This is a genomic window from Flavobacterium luminosum (genome assembly GCF_023635005.1).
Classification (GTDB): domain Bacteria; phylum Bacteroidota; class Bacteroidia; order Flavobacteriales; family Flavobacteriaceae; genus Flavobacterium; species Flavobacterium luminosum.
Window position 1 is genome coordinate 105,160 of sequence record NZ_JAMLJM010000001.1, and the last position, 18,719, is coordinate 123,878.

The following is an 18,719-nucleotide window of genomic DNA, read 5'->3' on the forward strand; positions in this document are numbered from 1 at the left end:
GATTAAAAATAGCAACCGTAAAAGTCAACATCTCTGTCAGAGCCTAGTTTTACAGTAGGTGCGGGGATTTTTAAATTATTAACAATTGAGAATAAAGTCTTCAAAAAATGGGATTTCGTTTCGATTTTTGTCAAATCAGCATCAAAACTCAAATAAAACTGACGTTTCCTTTTTATGTAAGATAAATTTGGATCGTTACTTGCGAAATCCTCACCAAAAACCATTCCTTCGCCTCCGTATCCCAGAGCCAAGTTAAACCATTTTGGGATTTTCGAATTTTTAAAAAAAGAATGCAAATTGACCGACAACCAGTAGGTTTGTCCGTTATAATCTTTTAGTATTTGTTCTTGAAAAGATGCTCCCAGAACATCGGGACGCATGGCAGCGTATTGAGTAGTATGAAATGAAAATTTAGGCACAATTCGTTGCTCCTTCCACAATAATTCCTGAGAAACATATAATCCCGTTCCGGACAAATTAGCTATAATATCTCCCGGGGATGCGCCCCATTTTTCAGAAAAACCGTCAAAAATTTCAACGGTAGTCAAAAAACCTAGACTTAAAGCCGAACCGTATACCCATTGTTGTTTTTTTGATGCCCCGGCCCAATTCATGGTTTCACTGCCAATTCTGTTTAAATGATACGCAGAATAAAAATGGCCTAATTTATCCATTTGCAGCCATTCGGAATTGTCGTTGATAAAATGAAAATCGCTCCGAGGATAATCTTTATACCACAACTGATTCAAACCCACTAGAGCCGTCGTGGCCAAACCAATTTCTGCAATTAAAACCGTATTTTTTCTGGTTTTATTAATAGAATCCGACAGTTTCAAAAAAGAATTAATTCCGACTTGAGCACAGAGCGATACCGAAAAGAGCGATATTAGTATGTGTAAAAAAGTCCTCAAAAAACTATTCGATACCTAATTTGCTTACCCATTCCGCATATTTTCTAGCATTAGCCATGTGTTCTTCGTAAGAAGCCGTAAAATCATGATAACCGAATCGTTCCACGCTAGCGCAGAAATAGATATAATCGTGTTTTTTAGGGTTTAAAACTGCATCAATTGCAGAAATATCAGGCATTGCGATAGGTCCCGGAGGCAAACCTACATTGGTATAAGTATTATAAGGAGAGTTAATTCTTAGCATATCTCCTTTTACGCGTTTGATTACCAAATCTAAATTATTTGTCTGACGACGCATTGCGAAAATTATGGTAGGATCCGCTTGTAAAGGCATTTCAATTTTTAGACGATTCAGATATACTCCTGCTACTGTCGGACGTTCGTCGATTTTTACTGTTTCTTTGTGAACAATTGAAGCCAAAGTAATTACTTCGATTGGCGTTAACCCTAAAGCCTTCGCTTTTGCCTTTCTTTCATCAGTCCAGAAATTTTGAAACTCATTTAGCATTTTATCTCTGAACTTTTCTGCTGAAGTATTCCACTTAAATTGATAGGTATTGGGAATAAACATTCCAAGAACTGTTTCTTCATTAAAACCATTTTTAGCCATGAAAGCAGAATCTTTGATAGCCTTCATCAAACTCAAACTATCAGCTTCAATTTGGGAAGAAACTCGAGAAACCAATTTTTCTAAACTTTCTTGATTATTAAAGGCTAAATCTAAAGGCTGATTGCGGCGCAAAGCGGTTACCAAACCTAAACTTCCTGTTCCTTTCTTGAATAAAAATCGACCCGGAAAGACATTCTCATCGTACGAACGCAATTGAGCAATCATTTTAAAATTATCTACATCTTTCACATATGGAGAAATAATTTTCAACACATCCTCATAAGTGGAACCTGTAGGCACAAAAACATAAACCTGGTCTTTATCAAATTTTGTATTACTTAAAAAAAGTTTGCTATAAGCAAATACTGCCAATGCCACTGAAACAACAGCGAACACGATTAAGATTTTCTTTTTATTCAATGTTTTGTATTTAAGCGTTTGTATTAATTAACTGGAATAATGCTTCATCGAAAAAAACACCATTTCTATAATTCCAGTCTTTTTTCACTCCAATTTTTTGAAAACCAAAATTAGCAAAAAGCTTTAAACTTGGTTCATTTTGAAGACTAATATTTGCGTACAACTGATGTAAATTCAATTGGCTGAATGCATATTGAATCAACAGTCGCAAAGATTCGGTTCCTACACCGGAGTTTCGTTCTAAAGGATGGTGTATGAGAATCCCCACTCCTGCTCTTTTGTTCTGCGGATCAAAATCGAACAGATCGATCAAACCAATCGCTTCGAAAGTATTGTTTTTGCAAATTGCCAATCGCAACTGCTTCGCTTCATAGATGTCTTGGTGAGCGTTTTCAAGATACTGACGGATTAAGAAACGTGAATATGGTGTTTGCGTATTGCTTACTTCCCATATGGATTCATCATTCTCTATTCGATAAACAAATTCTAAATCTTCGGGTTCTAAGGCTCGCAAATAAATAAGTTCTCCTTTTAATGTAATCATAAAAATTTTACTTTGCGATTACAGATTAATAGTTCCTTCAAAAACAAACTGAGCTGGACCAATAAGATGTACGTCAGTATATTTTCCGTTCGCCGTTTTGAATGCTACTTCTAATTTACCCCCTTCTACATTAATTTTTATTCTGTCTGCATTTGTCTTACCTAAAGCATGCATCGCAATAGCCACTGCTGTAGCGCCTGTTCCGCAGGAAAGTGTCTCATCTTCTACACCGCGCTCGTAAGTACGTATAGCAAATTCATTGTCACCGATTTGTTTCACAAAATTAACATTACTTCCCTCCTTGCCGTATAATTCACCATAACGAATTTGAGCTCCTATAGTTTTCACATCGAGCTGCTCTAAATCGTCAACTAGTTGAACATGATGTGGTGAACCTGTATCTAAAAAAGTATACTCTTTTTCTTTTTTTATGTTGTCTACGTCCTTCATGTGTAACGACACGATTCCGTTTTCTCCAAAAGACGCATGGTGTAACCCATCGACCGCCATAAAAACCGCTTCGTTTTCTACAACATGTAATTGTTTTGCAAATGCGACTAAACAACGTCCTCCGTTACCACACATCGAGCTTTCATTGCCATCGGAGTTATAATACACCATTTTAAAATGAGTCGAATTGTCATTTTCTAACAACATTAAGCCATCGGCTCCAATGCCAAAACGACGGTCGCATAACTTTGCTATTAAGCTGGCATCTTTTTTGGGAAATGTTTCTAAACGATTATCAATTATGACAAAATCGTTTCCGGTTCCTTGATATTTGTAAAATTTATAGTTCATGAGAGGACAATATAGCTGATTTATAGCCCTGATGGCAGCGATACCTTGTAATAGCGGACAGCAGGAAGTTAGTATGTGATGGAACCCTATTCATGTGCTCCAAAACACAAAAATACAAAATATTAATGATACGTTAAATGTTGTTAAACGAGCGTTAAACAGTTTTTTAGCAGAACGGAAAATTATAATTTTACTACACAAACTATGAACAAAATGAATAGAAATATGAAACGATTTGGAAATTTATTTTTGGTTTCCTTATTAAGTGGAGCCACAACACTAGGGGCTTACAAATTATTAATCGAGAACGATCGCCCTAGCTCGAAATTATCTATTGCTTCAGAAAATTTTAACCGAAATGTGGGACTTGGCGCTGAAAATATAGACTTTACAACGGCTGCCGACAATGCAATTCACACTGTAGTACACGTTAAGAATGTTACTGTTTATAATGTTCCTAATAATCCTATTATGGAATTCTTTTATGGCTACCAAGGAGGTGGAACACAACAAAAACAAGTAGGAACAGGTTCCGGTGTCATAATTAGTGAGGATGGATACATTGTAACTAACAATCACGTGGTTAAAGACGCTACCGAATTGGAGGTTACTCTGAATAACAACAAGACCTACAAGGCTAAAATGATTGGTACTGATAGTAAGATGGATATTGCCTTGATTAAAATTGAATCTAATGAAAAACTGCCTTTTGCTACTTTTGGAAACTCTGACAACATTAAAGTTGGTGAATGGGTTTTAGCTGTTGGAAATCCTTACAATTTAACTTCGACTGTTACGGCAGGTATTGTTTCTGCTAAGGCGAGAGATTTATCGAACAACGGAATTCAATCGTTTATTCAAACCGATGCGGCGGTAAATCCTGGAAACAGCGGAGGAGCTTTGGTTAATATCCGTGGTGAGTTAATAGGTATAAACACGATGATTTCTTCTCCTACGGGAAGTTATGCCGGCTATTCATTCGCGGTACCTTCTAACATTACCCGAAAAATTGTTGAAGACTTAATGGAATATGGTAATGTACAACGTGGGGTACTTGGTGTTGAAGGTGGCGAGTTGAATGATGCTGCTTCGAAAGAATTTGGCGTGAAAGAAACACAAGGTTTTTACATTAATAAGGTATACAAAAATTCTGGAGCTGAAAAAGGTGGATTGAAAAAAGGTGATGTAATTGTACAGTTGGACAATCAGAAAATTAAAGGGTTTGCTGATTTAACTTCGTACATAAACACCAAACGTCCTAATGACCAAATACAAGTTGGAATTTTGAGAGGCAACGAAAAATTGACTTTACCGGTAAAATTAACTAAAAAAGAATTGGTTAATTACGAATACAATGGTTTTGAATTAGAAGATCTTGAAGCTGCTGACAAAAAACGCTTTCGATTGAATAACGGTGTTAAAATTAAAGATGTTACTAATGAAAAATTCATGGAGTACAAAAATGAGTTAGTCGGAAGTATCATCCTAAGTATAGATGGCATCAAAATCACGTCAATGGAACAAGCTTCAAAAATATTAAACTCTAAATCGGGATCCGATAAATTTAGAATTGAGATATTGACTCAAAACGGAGAACAAGTACGAATGTTATTATAAATTGGTTAAGTACTTATTTTCTGAAAAACCTCAGGCTATCCTGAGGTTTTTTATTTAAAAAAAATAACCCTTAAAAATTTTACGAAAACGTTTGAAATAACTACTTTTGCCTCATTAAAAAACAAAAAACATTTTCATAAAAATGAGCAACACAGCGACTTACGAAAAAGAATTAGCTTTTCAGGCAGACAGACGAAAGGCAGCCGTTGAATTTATAAAGATTGTGAGTGATTTATGGTACGACAAATCAATTGAAATGGTTCTTTTTAGAAACCAATTAATTGACCGAAATGTTGGTGATATCATGAATTTACATGAATATGCTGTTGAATTCGTTCAAAAACCAATAAATATCTTTGACTCTGTTGAAATCTTAAGAGCTATTCAAAAATTAGATTTACCACCTTCTCGTTTGGATATTGGAAAATTAACTTACGAGTACCACCTAGAAGACAACAAATACAATGATGCTACGGCTTTTGTAATTGACAAATTAAAAGACGCTAAAAACACTTACGAAATCAAACCTAAAGACGTGGTTCTGTATGGTTTTGGTCGTATTGGTCGTTTGTTGGCACGCGAATTAATGTCAAAAGTTGGTAAAGGACAACAATTAAGACTACGCGCTATTGTAACTCGCGATAAAAACGATGCGGTATTATTAGAAAAACGTGCTTCTTTGTTGCGTTACGATTCAGTGCACGGTGATTTTGATGGTTCAGTTCAAGCTGATCCTGAAAACAATGCTTTAATCATTAACGGAACTACTGTTCATATTATCACAGCCAATAGCCCTGAAGAAATCGATTATACACAATACGGTATCAATGATGCTTTAGTAATTGATAACACAGGTGCTTTTACAACAGAAGAGGCTTTAAGCCGTCATTTGACTTCTAAAGGTGTAGATCGTGTTTTATTAACAGCGCCTGGAAAAGGAGTTCCTAATATTGTATACGGTGTAAACCACGAAGATTACAACCCAGACGAAGTAAAAATCTGGTCAGCAGCTTCTTGTACTACTAACGCTATTACACCTGTACTAGCTGCTATGGAAGAAACCTTAGGAGTGGTTAAAGGTCACATCGAAACTATTCATGCTTACACTAACGATCAGAACTTAGTGGACAACATGCATAAAAAATACCGTCGTGGACGTTCGGCTGCCTTGAATATGGTAATCACTGAAACGGGTGCTGGAAGTGCCGTTGCTAAAGCTTTACCTAGTTTAGCTGGAAAGTTAACTTCGAATGCTATTCGTGTACCGGTTCCAAATGGATCATTAGTAGTTTTAAATCTTGAAGTTTCTAAAACAACTTCTAGAGAAGATTTAAACAATATCATGAAGCAATATGCTTTAGAAGGAAAACTAGTAGAACAAATTAAATATTCTCTAAACAACGAATTAGTTTCTTCTGATATCGTTGGTACTTCTTCACCAGCAATTTTTGATAGCAATGCTACTATTGTTACTCCTGATGGTAAAAATGTGGTAATGTATGTGTGGTATGACAACGAATATGGATACAGTCACCAAGTAGTTCGATTAGCGAAATACATTGCTAAAGTAAGACGTTACACTTATTATTAATAGGTTAGATAGAATCAATAAAAAAACCGCTTCTAAATAGAAGCGGTTTTTTTATGTTTATAACTCTCAAAAATTAAATACTTGTATTACTGTAAAACTAAATCGATTTTATAATTTTAATTATAGTACTCGGTTAATTTGAATAAATCTCTTAGCATAATAAGGCTCATTCAGAGAAGAAATAATCACGCCATTTGAAGTAGAAGAATGTATAAACTTGATATCGTTTTCCGTTACTTCTGTAATCATCCCTACGTGCCCTACACCACGTCCACGAGTGGCAAAAAAGATTAAGTCTCCCTTTTGCGCTTGACTTCTTTCAATTCTTACACCTGCGTTTGCTGCCATATCACGAGAAGAACGAGGCAAAGACATTTCTATGTTTTTGAAGGTTGCTATCATCAAACCTGAACAATCAAAACCTTCTGGAGTTGTACCGCCACTTCTGTAGCGAACTCCAATATTTTCAGACGCTTTCGCAATTAAAAAATCGGCTTTCATCATCGCCTCAGCAGAAAGAGAAAGCATCGAGGCTGGTGCATTCTCCGAAGAAGCAACGTCTAAAGCTCCTGGAACATTAGAACCAGAATTCGTTTCTGCTACCTCATTTTTCAATTCACCTTTAATAACAAGTACATCACCAATGCGTAAACCGTTTTTGGCTTGAGGATTTTTTTGTTCTAAATCAGCTATAGAAATTCCGTAACGCTTTGCGATACCGTATTTGGTTTCTTTTGCTTTTACAGTGTGGGCTATATTTTCAATTTCTTCATTTATAAGATCAGTTGCAACAGTTGAAGAAACCTCTTGAGTTTTATTTGATGGCAAAACATCTGAAACTACTTCTTTTTTGGCTGTCTCTTGTTGCAATTGAGCATACGTTTCTTCTGTAACCGGTATTTGCAACAACATTCCTATTCCAAGTCCTTCTTTTTCTACCTGAGGATTATTCTCCTTAATAGCTTCTACTGTAACTTTATATTTTTTCGAAATTCCGTAAAGAGTCTCTTTTGGCAAAACATTGTGGGTAATATTTTTTTGGTCAACTACTTTTTTTACCGTTTGAGTGGAAGTGATTGCAGTATTTTCTTTGGAAGGAATCCACAAAACCGACTTTAGAGACAAAACGGCTCCTTTTGCTTTCGGGTTAAGTTGATAGATTTCCGACACCTTTACATCATACTTCTTTGCTATACTATAAATTGATTCACCTTCAGAGACAACATGTTTGATTTTCTCTTGAGAAAACCCTTTAAACGTAAATAACAATAATAATAACAGAGAGTAAGGCTTCGAAAACATAGAATTGATTTTAATTATTGCAATATAGTTAAAATCAATCAAACAAAAAAAGATTTAACTATTTTTAGCAATTTCTTAATATTCTAAAACTATAATTCTTTCTCCATCACGTAGTCATCCATGATATATCCATGACCAATATCGATGACTTCTTCTAAGACTACGACAAATCCTTGACTCTTGTAAAATTCTTGGGCTTTATTGTATTTATTGACATTCAGAAACAAATGAGTATTCCCGTGCAATCGTGCTCTATTTTCGACTTCTTGCAATAACAATTTCCCAATTCCTTTTCCTTGTGTTTCGGGCAGAACATAAATTTTATGCAATTTCGTTTTTCCTTCCGTTTTACAATTAATTTGGTAGGCTGCAAAACCCAAGAAGTTCTCTTCTTCTTTTACCAACAAAAACACCTGACCATTATCAAATTGTTCTTCTAAAGAAGGAATGTTGTAAAAATTAAGCAACATATATTCGAGTTGTTCCGAAGACAAAATTTGACCGTAAGTATCCGGCCAAATCTTGTAAGCTAAATCTCGAATAATAGGCAATTGTTCTTTGGTTGCCGTAATAATTTCCATTTATTTGATTCTTTTTTGCTCTCGCGCTAATAACGTATTTTTTAACAACATTGCAATCGTCATAGGACCTACACCACCGGGAACTGGCGTGATGAAAGATGCTTTTTTAGACACATTTTCAAAGTCAACATCTCCTGTAATGACATATCCTCTTTCGTTTGTTTCGTCTGGAACTCTGGTAATTCCTACGTCGATAATTACTACATCATCCTTAACCATTTCTGCTTTTAAGTAATTGGGCACCCCAAGAGCTGTAATAATAATATCGGCCTGAGTCGTAATTTGACTGATGTTTTTGGTATGACTGTGAGTTAAAGTTACGGTAGAATTACCTGGAAAACCTTTTCTACCCATTAAAATACTCATCGGTCTTCCTACTATGTGACTACGACCAATAACTACCGTATGTTTCCCTTTAGTTTCAACATTATAACGCTCTAACAATTCTAGGATTCCGAAAGGTGTAGCCGGAATAAAAGTAGACATATCCAAAGCCATTTTTCCGAAATTTTCAGGATGGAACCCATCAACATCTTTACTAGGATCGATTGCCATTAAAACCTCCTGAGTATCAATTTGATCTGGAAGTGGCAACTGAACAATAAATCCATCGATATTATCATCCTCATTTAATTCCTTTATTTTTTTAAGTAATTCTGTTTCCGAAGTTGTGCTAGGCATTTTAATCAACGTAGATTCAAAACCCACTCTTTCACAAGCCTTTACTTTACTTCCTACATAAGTTAAACTAGCCCCATCATTCCCTACGATTATAGCAGCCAAATGAGGTACTTTTTCGCCCTTATTCTTCATTTCCTGAACCTCAGCGGCGATTTCATTTTTGATGTCTTCCGAGACTTTTTTTCCGTCTAAAATTTGCATTGTTGTGTTGTGTTGTTTATTATTAATTCTTATTTTTTGTACAATAAAAAAGGCGCGAAAACCTCCGCGCCTAAATTTTTATCTCATTCCAGGCATTCCTTTCATTCCGCCCATCATTTTCATTAAGTTTTTTCCGCCCGCTCCTTGCATCATTTTCATCATCTTACTCATTTGATCAAATTGCTTCATCAACTGATTCACCTCTTCAATCTTACGTCCAGAACCTTTGGCAATTCGATTTTTGCGTTTCACATCAATAATAGAAGGCTTACTTCTTTCTGCTGGCGTCATTGAGAAAATAATCGCTTCGATGTGTTTGAAAGCATCGTCTGGAATATCGATATCTTTTAATGCTTTTCCAGCACCCGGAATCATTCCTACTAAATCTTTCATATTACCCATCTTTTTTACCTGTTGGATTTGGGTAAGGAAATCATCGAAACCAAATTCATTTTTAGCAATTTTCTTTTGTAATTTTCGCGCTTCTTCTTCGTCATATTGCGCTTGGGCACGTTCTACTAACGACACAACATCTCCCATTCCCAAAATACGATCCGCCATACGTGATGGATAGAACACATCGATCGCATCCATCTTTTCACCCGTACCAATAAACTTGATAGGTTTATTTACTACCGATTTAATAGAAATCGCCGCACCACCACGAGTATCACCGTCTAATTTTGTAAGTATTACACCATCAAAATTCAAACGATCGTTGAATGCCTTCGCCGTATTCACAGCATCCTGACCTGTCATGGCATCTACCACAAATAAAGTTTCGTTAGGCTGAACTGCTTTATGCACATTCGCAATTTCGGTCATCATTTCTTCATCAACTGCCAAACGACCAGCGGTATCGATAATAACCACTGTAAAGCCATTTGCTTTGGCATGTTTGATAGCATTCAATGCAATTTCTACTGCATTTTTATTCTCCGGTTCAGAATATACCTCAACACCAATTTGTTCTCCTACTACATGCAACTGATTGATTGCTGCCGGACGGTAGATATCACAAGCTACCAACAACGGTTTCTTGTTCTTTTTTTCTTTTAAGAAATTAGCTAATTTCCCTGAAAATGTAGTTTTACCCGAACCTTGTAAACCAGACATTAATATCACCGAAGGATTTCCCGAAAGATTAATCCCAGCGACATCACCACCCATTAATTCGGTTAATTCATCCTTAACAATTTTAATTAAAAGCTGACCAGGTTGTAATGTAGTTAACACATCCTGTCCCAACGCTTTTTCTTTTACTCGAGTGGTAAAATCTTTAGCTATTTTAAAATTGACATCGGCATCTAACAAGGCACGACGCACTTCTTTTAAAGTATCTGCAACGTTTACCTCGGTAATTTTACCATGTCCTTTTAGTATATGGAACGCTTTATCTAGTTTATCGGATAAATTATTAAACATAATCTTCTTTTTTATGAAGTGGCAAAGATACTACAAATAGCAATTTTCTGAAATTTTTAAAAAATTATTTTTTCGCTAGTAAATCCAAACTCTGATTTACTATTGAAGCCTACTAAATGAAGCAAAGTTTATAAAAACACAAAGCAGTCTCAATAAGGACTAATCGTTTTGTTTGAGGTATCTATTTTTAAAAATAATATGATTTAGCTTCGATCTGATAAGATGATTTAGCTTCGATCTGATAAGATGATAAAAACCGCTTTACTACTTTGATTATTACCGATTATAAATGAAATTCGTTTATTATACTGCTTTTTCTAATGCAATGTAATTTAAAAGTTTTCCCTCTTTATTAAATTTTGGATAAGCTTCAATTTCACATTGATAGGTAGAACCATCTTTTTTATAATTGAGGACCAATTCTTTGAACGGAAGTTGATTTTGTATTGCTTGTCTGATTCTAATCCTAGTCTCGGAGGAAGTTAACTCACCTTGAAAAATTTTGGGCGATTTCCCGATAATTTCAAAGGGTCTGTAACCATTCATCTGGTAAATCCCTTGTGTAGCAAACACAATCTGTTGCTGTGGATCGGTAATAATAATCTCTCTGTTGGACTGATGAACGATGTTGCGAAAACTTTCTTTAGATTTCCAATCTTTTTGCAAAATATTATATTGTTGTAAATCGTAATCATGACTTGCAAACAAATCCCAGCAGATTAACGGTAGAGAAACTAAATCGAGTTTACTGTAATATTGCGCGTATGCTTTTTCTAGAGGTCCATTCATGGTTATTCACTTTAAATTGGAGAAAACGAATAAACCAGCTTTCATTTCGAAAAAATGAAGAGTAACAGCTTAAGCATTTCTCGTGATGCTCAAACAAAAATCAATTCTGTGTATCTGGCTCATTTTCTGAAAAGAAAAATACAGTTGCACGTCAGCTCAAGATTTACACTTGATTCCACATTGAAAGTAAAAAACTTTCTAAATTGTTTTTATTTATTTAATTACAAATATAAAATAAAAATAAAAAAGTAGCTACTAAGAGCTACTTTGAAAAGGATAATTTATATTTTGTTTTAAAATTTACATTCTTTGCGGAACCTGAATCCCTAATAATTGAAAAGCATTTTTGATGGTTTCTCCCACTTTTTTGGATAATTGGACTCTGAATATTTTTTTCACAGTATCCTCCTCACCTAATATAGAAACCGACTGGTAAAAAGAATTATATTCTTTAACCAAATCGTAGGTATAATTGGCTATTAAAGCAGGACTATGATTGATTGCCGCATTTTGAATCACTTCAGGAAAAAGAGCTACTTGCTTGATTAGTTCTTTTTCTTTTTCATGAAGAGCAGTCATCTTCACATTTTCAGAATAATCGAAGTCCGCTTTTCTAAGAATAGATTGAATACGTGCATAAGTATACTGAATAAAAGGTCCTGTGTTACCATTAAAATCAACCGATTCTTCCGGATTGAACATCATTGACTTTTTAGGATCTACTTTTAACATATAATATTTAAGTGCTCCAAGACCTATAACTTTATATAGTTCAACTTTCTCCGCATCAGTATAACCGTCTAATTTTCCTAACTCTTCAGCTATTGATTGTGCTGTTGTAGTCATTTCCGCCATTAAATCATCGGCATCAACTACAGTTCCTTCACGAGATTTCATTTTTCCTGAAGGTAATTCCACCATACCATACGATAAATGATACAAACTTTCCGCCCAATCAAAACCTAATTTTTTAAGAATTAAGAATAAAACTTTAAAATGGTAATCTTGCTCATTCCCTACGGTGTACACCATTCCACCAACATCAGGATTGTCTTTCACACGCTGAATTGCGGTACCGATATCTTGTGTCATGTATACCGCAGTACCATCTGAACGTAAAACAATTTTTCTATCTAAACCGTCAGCAGTAAGATCAATCCAGACTGAACCATCTGGATCTTTTTCGAAAATTCCTTTTTCAAGACCAAACTGTACAACTTCTTTCCCTAATAAGTAAGTATTACTCTCATAATAATACGAATCAAAATCGACTCCTAGGTTTTTGTAGGTTTGTTCAAAACCATCATAAACCCATTGGTTCATTCTCTTCCAAAGCGCTACCACTTCTTCATCGCCTGATTCCCATTTACGAAGCATTTCTTGAGCTTCTAAGATAGACGGCGCCATTTTCTTAGCTTCTTCTTCGGTTTTCCCTTGACTAATTAGATCGTTGATTTCTTTTTTGTATTGCTTATCAAATTCAACGTAAAAATTTCCAACCAATTTATCTCCTTTCAATCCGGTAGATTCTGGTGTTTGACCTTGACCAAACTTTTGCCAAGCCAACATTGACTTACAAATATGGATCCCACGATCATTGATAATCTGTGTTTTGTATACTTTTTTACCAGAAGCTTTTAAGATTTCAGCTACAGAATAACCCAATAAATTATTACGAATATGCCCCAAATGCAATGGTTTATTGGTATTAGGCGAAGAATATTCGACCATAATGGCTTTATCGCTTGGTTTAGGCAACTGAAAACCAAAAGTTTCGTTAGGGATTATGGCATTGAAAAAATCTAAATAATATGCATCCGAGATTACAATATTCAAAAAACCTTGTACGACATTGAATTTTTCAACCTCTTGAACATTTTCAACCAAATACTGGCCAATTTTAGTTCCTATTTCAACCGGATTCCCTTTTACTAATTTTAACAAAGGAAAAACCACCATGGTAATATCGCCTTCAAATTCCCTACGTGTTGCCTGAAACTCTACTTTATCAAGTGAAACAGCAAACAAAGCCTGAATAGCTTCCTGAATTTTTGGCGTAAGAATTTGTGTTAGTGTCATCATAACTATTTTTTAAAGCCGCAAAGATACTATTTTAATAGAATTTCTTTAAATTTAACCTGTAGAACATTGTAAAGTTATTGGAAATAAAAACCAATATTGTTTTTACTGATAAAGCCCCTGTATCAGTAACTCGCAAATTTTCATCTTTATAGAGATCCGCAAAATCAATTAGTATTAAGCCTAAAAAAAGTATATGAAAAAAATATTATCCCTAGCTTTTACATTATTAGGATATTTGAGTTATTCACAATCCATAACTGTAAACACCTCAACCTACAATGATTTCGGGCTAGTGAATAATGTACTGGTAAACAGTCCGTGTGTGAATATTAGCAATGTGAGTTCTAGAACCGGAACTAACTATGGATCGACTAATGGGATTGGATATTTTGAGAACACGAATCCAGCATTCCCCTTTGCTAATGGTGTTGTGTTAACCACCGGAAATGTTCTCAACGCAGTTGGCCCCAACACCTCGGAACTAAATGATGGTAGCCTAGCTTGGTTGGGAGACACTCAATTGGAAACAACGTTGGCGGCCTCGGGTATTACGATGAACTCTAAAAATGCAACTGTTTTAGAATTTGATTTTACTACGTATTCTAATTACTTCAACTTCCAATTTATTTTTGCTTCCGAAGAGTACGGAACTTATCAATGTAAATCTACTGATGGTTTTGCTTTTTTATTAACGGATGCTTCAGGTTCTACAGAAAATTTAGCCGTTATCCCTTCGACTACTACTCCCATTTCGGTACAAACCATACGAAATAATTTATTTAATTCGGATTGTAGTTCTGAAAATACCAGTTATTTTGGTTCCTTTAATGGTGGTTCTTCGGCAACAAGCTCTGCCTCGAATTTTAATGGACAAACGGTTTTAATGAATGCTACAAAAACTAATTTGATCCCCGGACAAACCTATCATATTCGAATAGTCATTGCAGATGGTATTGACAATCTATCTGATTCTGCACTGTTCCTTGGAGGGAGCAGTTTCGACTTCAGCCAAGATGTATTGGGACCTGATATTTCCAATTTATGCAACAACAACGGGGTTAATGAACCTTATACCATCACCTCCGGTCTGGACCCTAATTTTTTTGATTTTGTCTGGAAAGATGTCAACGGTAATCCTATTCCCGGAGCTACAGGACCCGATTTAACAGTTAATCAACCCGGAACATATCAACTAACGTATTATATTCAAGCTACTAATTGCGAAGTAGCAACGAACGATATTATTATTAATTATCAATTGCCGCCGAACACTCCCAATCCTATTGATCTTTACAAGTGTGACAACGGCGCTGCTACTTATATTTTTGATTTGAATCAAAATAATAGCGTCATTAATCCTTCCGGTCAATATCAATTAAGCTATCACGAAACTTTGGTTAATGCTGATATCAATACCAACTCTTTACCATTATCATACAGTGTTAACACCTCTGATTTACCGAAAGAAATTTGGGTGAGAATAACAGATCCAAACAACGGTTGTTATGCTGTAAAATCATTCTTTTTGCGACTTACGGCCTCGCCTCAAGCCAATAATCCAGGAGATTTCACTAGTTGTGAAACAGCAATGGGATCTGGTCTAGGATCTTTTGATCTAGCTTCGTTAACCCCAACTGTATTAGGCACCCAATCTTCTGCAACCTACACGGTTAGTTATCATCTTTCTCAATCTGATGCTGATAATGACAACAATCCCATAGACATTAATACTGATTACACAAGTTCAAACAGCAGCATTTTTATCCGTATTGAAAACAATACAGACGCCAACTGTTTCAACACTACCAGTATTAATTTAATTGTAAAACCAAGACCTATATTAGATACTATCCCAAATCAGTATGTATGCACTGAGTATATATTACCAAACCTAATCAATCCGGGTACTTACTATACCGGACCTAATCAAACAGGAAGCATTTTAAATGCCGGTACAGCCATAACGACTGACTCTGTGATCTATATTTATCATGAAACCGGAGGCTCTCCCAGTTGTTCTTCCGAATACAGTTTCACTGTTACTATAGTTGATTTGAACGATATTACTCCACCCGGTGTCACTGCTTGTGACAGCTATGTGATACAAGGCTATCCTATTGAAGGGATGCGCTATTTTAAATTACCGGGAGGTCCGACTGTTCCCAACAATATTGAAGTAGTACCGGGAGAAGTTATTTCTAATTTAGGAACCACTACTTTGTATGTTTATTTTACTTTTACCGATGCTTCTTGTCCTCCAATAACTAGTGATTTTGATATTACCCTTTATCAAACCCCAGTGCTGAGCAATACTTTTTCTAATCTGTTTGATTGTGTGCAGGTTAATTCATTACCAACATTAAATACTAATGTAGGTACAGCAAATTATTACACCTACGATGCTGCAACCAATACTTATACCCCTTTAACTTTTCCTATCACCACAACTACGGAAATACATGCTTTTGCCGATAATAATATTTGTCGTTCTGTTATTTCTGTTTTTACAGTCTATATAGGTAGTTTGAATTTACCTAACATTGACCTTTGTTCCGCACCTTATACCTTAACAGCTCCTCCTATCGGAGAATATCGCGATGCTCCCAATGGCGGAGGAAATAGAATCACTACACCGGCAATCATTAATCAAAATAGCATAATTTATCATTATGTCCCAGGCTTCAGTTGTACCGATGATGATTTTTTTACTATCACCTTCAATCAACCATTGTTAACACCACAGAATCCGGTAGCTGTTTGTGAAAACTATACCCTGCCTGTTAACCCTGATGGCGCCCGCTATTTTGAACAACCTGGCGGCCCAACTGTATCAGGGAACACAGAACTATTTGCCAACACTAGCACGATTACCAATAGCCGTACCCTTTGGATTTATAAAGAATCTTCTACAGCACTTACTCCAATTTGTTATAATGAAATTCCATGGGATATTACCATTTACCAAAAACCTGTTATAGATTCGAGAAGCCGTCAAGAAGTATGTTACAGCTATACTTTAACACCCTTATCGGTAGGTGCTTATTATGATGATCCAAACGGACAAAATCCTATCACTGATTTTGTAATCGATGCCTCAGATCTAAATGCAAATGACGATTTGGTGAATTTAATCAAGACTATCTACATTTACGCTGCCAATCCAAATGATCCTACTTGTTTTAGTCAAAATTCATTTGAGATTGATTTTGACAGTTTCAGAGCGCCGGTTTTTGATCCACAGGTACATTGTGACAGTTATACCCTACCGCCTTTACCTGCCAATACTTTTTATTATGATGCGCCCATGGATCCCAATCCCTTGAATCCGCATCCGGGAAATATTATTCCAGCAGGAACAACCTATACTTCCAGCAATGTTGTTTCACCACTTTATATTTATACCGAAACTAATGTTCGTTTTAAATGTAGAGATGAAAGTAGTTTTACGATTACTATAAACAATACGCCATCTTTAGATACTTCCTTACCCGCTACCTTTAATTCGTGTGATACTTTTACGTTACCAGCACTTAGTATAGGGAAATATTACAATCAATCTGTAAACGTACCCAACGGAAGAGTAGAAATACCCATAACTACTTATGATGTAAATAACCCTCCGCCTTCTTCTGTATTTGTATATGCAGAAACGGGTACAACACCAAATTGTTGGGTTGAAAAAGAAATCCCGATCTATTTATACAATGTTACTGAGTTAACCGATCTTCCTAATACCTGCAATAGTTATCAACTCGACCCCACCGCTTTAAAAGTAGGTGAGAATTATTACGATGTAAATGGAAATCCATTAGCTTCCAACGCCATCATTAATACTCCAGGCGCTAACATTATTTACATAAGAGGTAATGCTCCTTTTGCCCCATATTGTCAAGATCAGAGTGATTTTACTATAAATATTGTTGCCAGACCAGTAGCTAATCCTGCCTCAATAGCATCAAAATGTGACGATTACGGCGTGAATGATGGAATTTATCGTTTCGATTTAATCACAGAGGTACAATCTCAGGTTTTAGGTGCTCAACAACCTATTACAAACTTTGCTTTTGATTATTATACTTCTTCAGCGGATGCGAATACTGGGCTGAATGCTATAGTAAATCCTTCAGCTTATGAAAATGAAACACCTTACAACGATGCTATTTGGGTAAGAATAAGTAACAACACAAGTATAAATCCATGTTACGACATTGTTCGAGTAGATTTAAGAGTTAATCCTTTACCAAAAACCACTTTGGCGTCAGAATATTTTATTTGTGAAGATTACGAAACAGGAACGCTTCTCAACAGTGTCACGCTAGATACTGGGCTACGCACGGGATATACTTTTGATTGGACACAAGACGGTGTGAGCCTTACCAACAATTCAGGGGCTATCACAACAAATCAGGTTGGTAATTATACCGTAACCATTACTAACAATACAACACTTTGTTCTGAAACTTTTTCTACCAAAGTGACCAAATATTCTCCTTATCTAGAAATCATTTACAGCGATGCTTTTGAAACACCTAGTTTTATTCAGGTGAATGTATTGGGAGCTGGTTCTGGTCATTACGAATACCAAATTGATAATGGAATGTATCAAGATAATAATGTATTTTATAATGTTTCACCGGGTGAACACCTCATCACTGTGAGAGATAAAGACGGATATTGCTCACCGGCACCATTAAAGGCTTTTATAATTAATTATCCTAAATTTTTTACACCAAATGCCGATGGATACAATGAAACATGGAACATTCCAAATTTAGCGTTAACCAATCCTGATGCAAAAATTAATATCTTCGATCGATTTGGAAAACTGATCAAACAAATTACTCCAAGCGGTCCGGGATGGGATGGAACCTATAATGGAGAACCTCTCCCATCGACCGATTATTGGTTTACGGTTGATTACTCCGAGAAAGGAAGTTTTAAAACATTTAGAGCCCATTTCAGTCTAAAACGCTAACATTCAAAAAAATAGTCACTTTAAAAAGTGACTATTTTTTTATTCTCTTGTAACAAAATAATCTAATGGTCGACTAGTATAACATAAGTTAAAATTTCTTAAATGTTAAATTTAATATAAAACAGTACTTTGTATTGCATAGTATTATTTTAAATATTAATTTTGGCTTACAATCATCATCAATCAAAA

Annotated in this window: 13 protein-coding genes; 3 read left to right on the plus strand and 10 right to left on the minus strand. The window is 35.5% G+C overall.

Annotated features, from left to right (window positions below; translation table 11 throughout):
* Positions 1-2 precede the first annotated feature (2 nt).
* The 4 genes from NAT50_RS00540 to dapF all read right to left on the minus strand — a co-directional run bounded on the left by NAT50_RS00540 (position 3) and on the right by dapF (position 3,286).
* Entirely contained in the window at positions 3-836 is an 834-nt protein-coding gene (locus NAT50_RS00540) for a DUF2279 domain-containing protein (protein WP_317236664.1), read from the minus strand.
* 79 nt (positions 837-915) lie between these two features.
* The gene (mltG, locus tag NAT50_RS00545; protein ID WP_250590423.1) at positions 916-1,941 is read right to left on the minus strand and encodes an endolytic transglycosylase MltG; all 1,026 of its coding nucleotides are present in this window, start codon (positions 1,939-1,941) and stop codon (positions 916-918) included.
* Positions 1,942-1,951: 10 nt separating this feature from the next.
* Positions 1,952-2,485: a GNAT family N-acetyltransferase gene (locus NAT50_RS00550; RefSeq protein WP_250590425.1), complete on the minus strand. Its 534-nt coding sequence runs from the start codon at positions 2,483-2,485 to the stop codon at positions 1,952-1,954.
* An 18-nt stretch (positions 2,486-2,503) separates the two neighbouring features.
* Positions 2,504-3,286 (minus strand): diaminopimelate epimerase, encoded by a 783-nt coding sequence (gene dapF, locus NAT50_RS00555; protein ID WP_250590427.1) that lies wholly within the window; start codon positions 3,284-3,286, stop codon positions 2,504-2,506.
* A 225-nt stretch (positions 3,287-3,511) separates the two neighbouring features.
* Between dapF and NAT50_RS00560 the strand changes: the two genes are divergently transcribed.
* Together NAT50_RS00560 and NAT50_RS00565 are read left to right on the plus strand one after the other, a co-directional pair.
* Entirely contained in the window at positions 3,512-4,903 is a 1,392-nt protein-coding gene (locus NAT50_RS00560) for a Do family serine endopeptidase (RefSeq protein ID WP_250591390.1), read from the plus strand.
* A 142-nt stretch (positions 4,904-5,045) separates the two neighbouring features.
* The gene (locus tag NAT50_RS00565) at positions 5,046-6,494 is read left to right on the plus strand and encodes a glyceraldehyde-3-phosphate dehydrogenase (RefSeq protein ID WP_250590429.1); all 1,449 of its coding nucleotides are present in this window, start codon (positions 5,046-5,048) and stop codon (positions 6,492-6,494) included.
* 120 nt (positions 6,495-6,614) lie between these two features.
* On the opposite strand, the gene NAT50_RS00570 is transcribed toward NAT50_RS00565, so the two are convergent.
* The 6 genes from NAT50_RS00570 to argS form a co-directional block, all read right to left on the minus strand.
* Entirely contained in the window at positions 6,615-7,796 is a 1,182-nt protein-coding gene (locus tag NAT50_RS00570) for a peptidoglycan endopeptidase (RefSeq protein WP_250590431.1), read from the minus strand.
* Between the two features lie 89 nt (positions 7,797-7,885).
* Positions 7,886-8,377: a GNAT family N-acetyltransferase gene (locus NAT50_RS00575; RefSeq protein WP_250590433.1), complete on the minus strand. Its 492-nt coding sequence runs from the start codon at positions 8,375-8,377 to the stop codon at positions 7,886-7,888.
* Positions 8,378-9,259 carry a bifunctional 5,10-methylenetetrahydrofolate dehydrogenase/5,10-methenyltetrahydrofolate cyclohydrolase gene (locus tag NAT50_RS00580; protein WP_250590435.1) on the minus strand — a complete coding sequence of 294 codons (882 nt, stop codon included), beginning with the start codon at positions 9,257-9,259 and terminating at the stop codon, positions 8,378-8,380.
* A 78-nt stretch (positions 9,260-9,337) separates the two neighbouring features.
* Complete coding sequence (ffh, locus tag NAT50_RS00585; protein ID WP_250590437.1) at positions 9,338-10,684, minus strand: signal recognition particle protein; 1,347 nt, start codon at positions 10,682-10,684, stop codon at positions 9,338-9,340.
* Positions 10,685-10,987: 303 nt separating this feature from the next.
* The gene (locus tag NAT50_RS00590) at positions 10,988-11,473 is read right to left on the minus strand and encodes a PAS domain-containing protein (RefSeq protein ID WP_250590439.1); all 486 of its coding nucleotides are present in this window, start codon (positions 11,471-11,473) and stop codon (positions 10,988-10,990) included.
* A gap of 300 nt (positions 11,474-11,773) precedes the next feature.
* On the minus strand, positions 11,774-13,552 hold the full coding sequence (gene argS / locus NAT50_RS00595; protein WP_250591392.1) for an arginine--tRNA ligase: 1,779 nt from the start codon (positions 13,550-13,552) through the stop codon (positions 11,774-11,776).
* 196 nt (positions 13,553-13,748) lie between these two features.
* Here argS and NAT50_RS00600 point away from each other — a divergent pair, with 196 nt between their 5' ends.
* Positions 13,749-18,530 (plus strand): T9SS type B sorting domain-containing protein, encoded by a 4,782-nt coding sequence (locus NAT50_RS00600; RefSeq protein ID WP_250590441.1) that lies wholly within the window; start codon positions 13,749-13,751, stop codon positions 18,528-18,530.
* Positions 18,531-18,719 lie beyond the last annotated feature (189 nt).

Coding starts and splice junctions, on each gene's coding strand:
- dapF (WP_250590427.1), bottom strand. CDS start 3,286: ATGAACTATAAATTTTACAAATATCAAGGAACCGGAAACGATTTTGTC.
- NAT50_RS00600 (WP_250590441.1), top strand. CDS start 13,749: ATGAAAAAAATATTATCCCTAGCTTTTACATTATTAGGATATTTGAGT.
- NAT50_RS00570 (WP_250590431.1), bottom strand. CDS start 7,796: ATGTTTTCGAAGCCTTACTCTCTGTTATTATTATTGTTATTTACGTTT.
- argS (WP_250591392.1), bottom strand. CDS start 13,552: ATGACACTAACACAAATTCTTACGCCAAAAATTCAGGAAGCTATTCAG.
- NAT50_RS00560 (WP_250591390.1), top strand. CDS start 3,512: ATGAAACGATTTGGAAATTTATTTTTGGTTTCCTTATTAAGTGGAGCC.
- NAT50_RS00575 (WP_250590433.1), bottom strand. CDS start 8,377: ATGGAAATTATTACGGCAACCAAAGAACAATTGCCTATTATTCGAGAT.
- NAT50_RS00580 (WP_250590435.1), bottom strand. CDS start 9,259: ATGCAAATTTTAGACGGAAAAAAAGTCTCGGAAGACATCAAAAATGAA.
- ffh (WP_250590437.1), bottom strand. CDS start 10,684: ATGTTTAATAATTTATCCGATAAACTAGATAAAGCGTTCCATATACTA.
- NAT50_RS00565 (WP_250590429.1), top strand. CDS start 5,046: ATGAGCAACACAGCGACTTACGAAAAAGAATTAGCTTTTCAGGCAGAC.
- NAT50_RS00590 (WP_250590439.1), bottom strand. CDS start 11,473: ATGAATGGACCTCTAGAAAAAGCATACGCGCAATATTACAGTAAACTC.
- NAT50_RS00550 (WP_250590425.1), bottom strand. CDS start 2,485: ATGATTACATTAAAAGGAGAACTTATTTATTTGCGAGCCTTAGAACCC.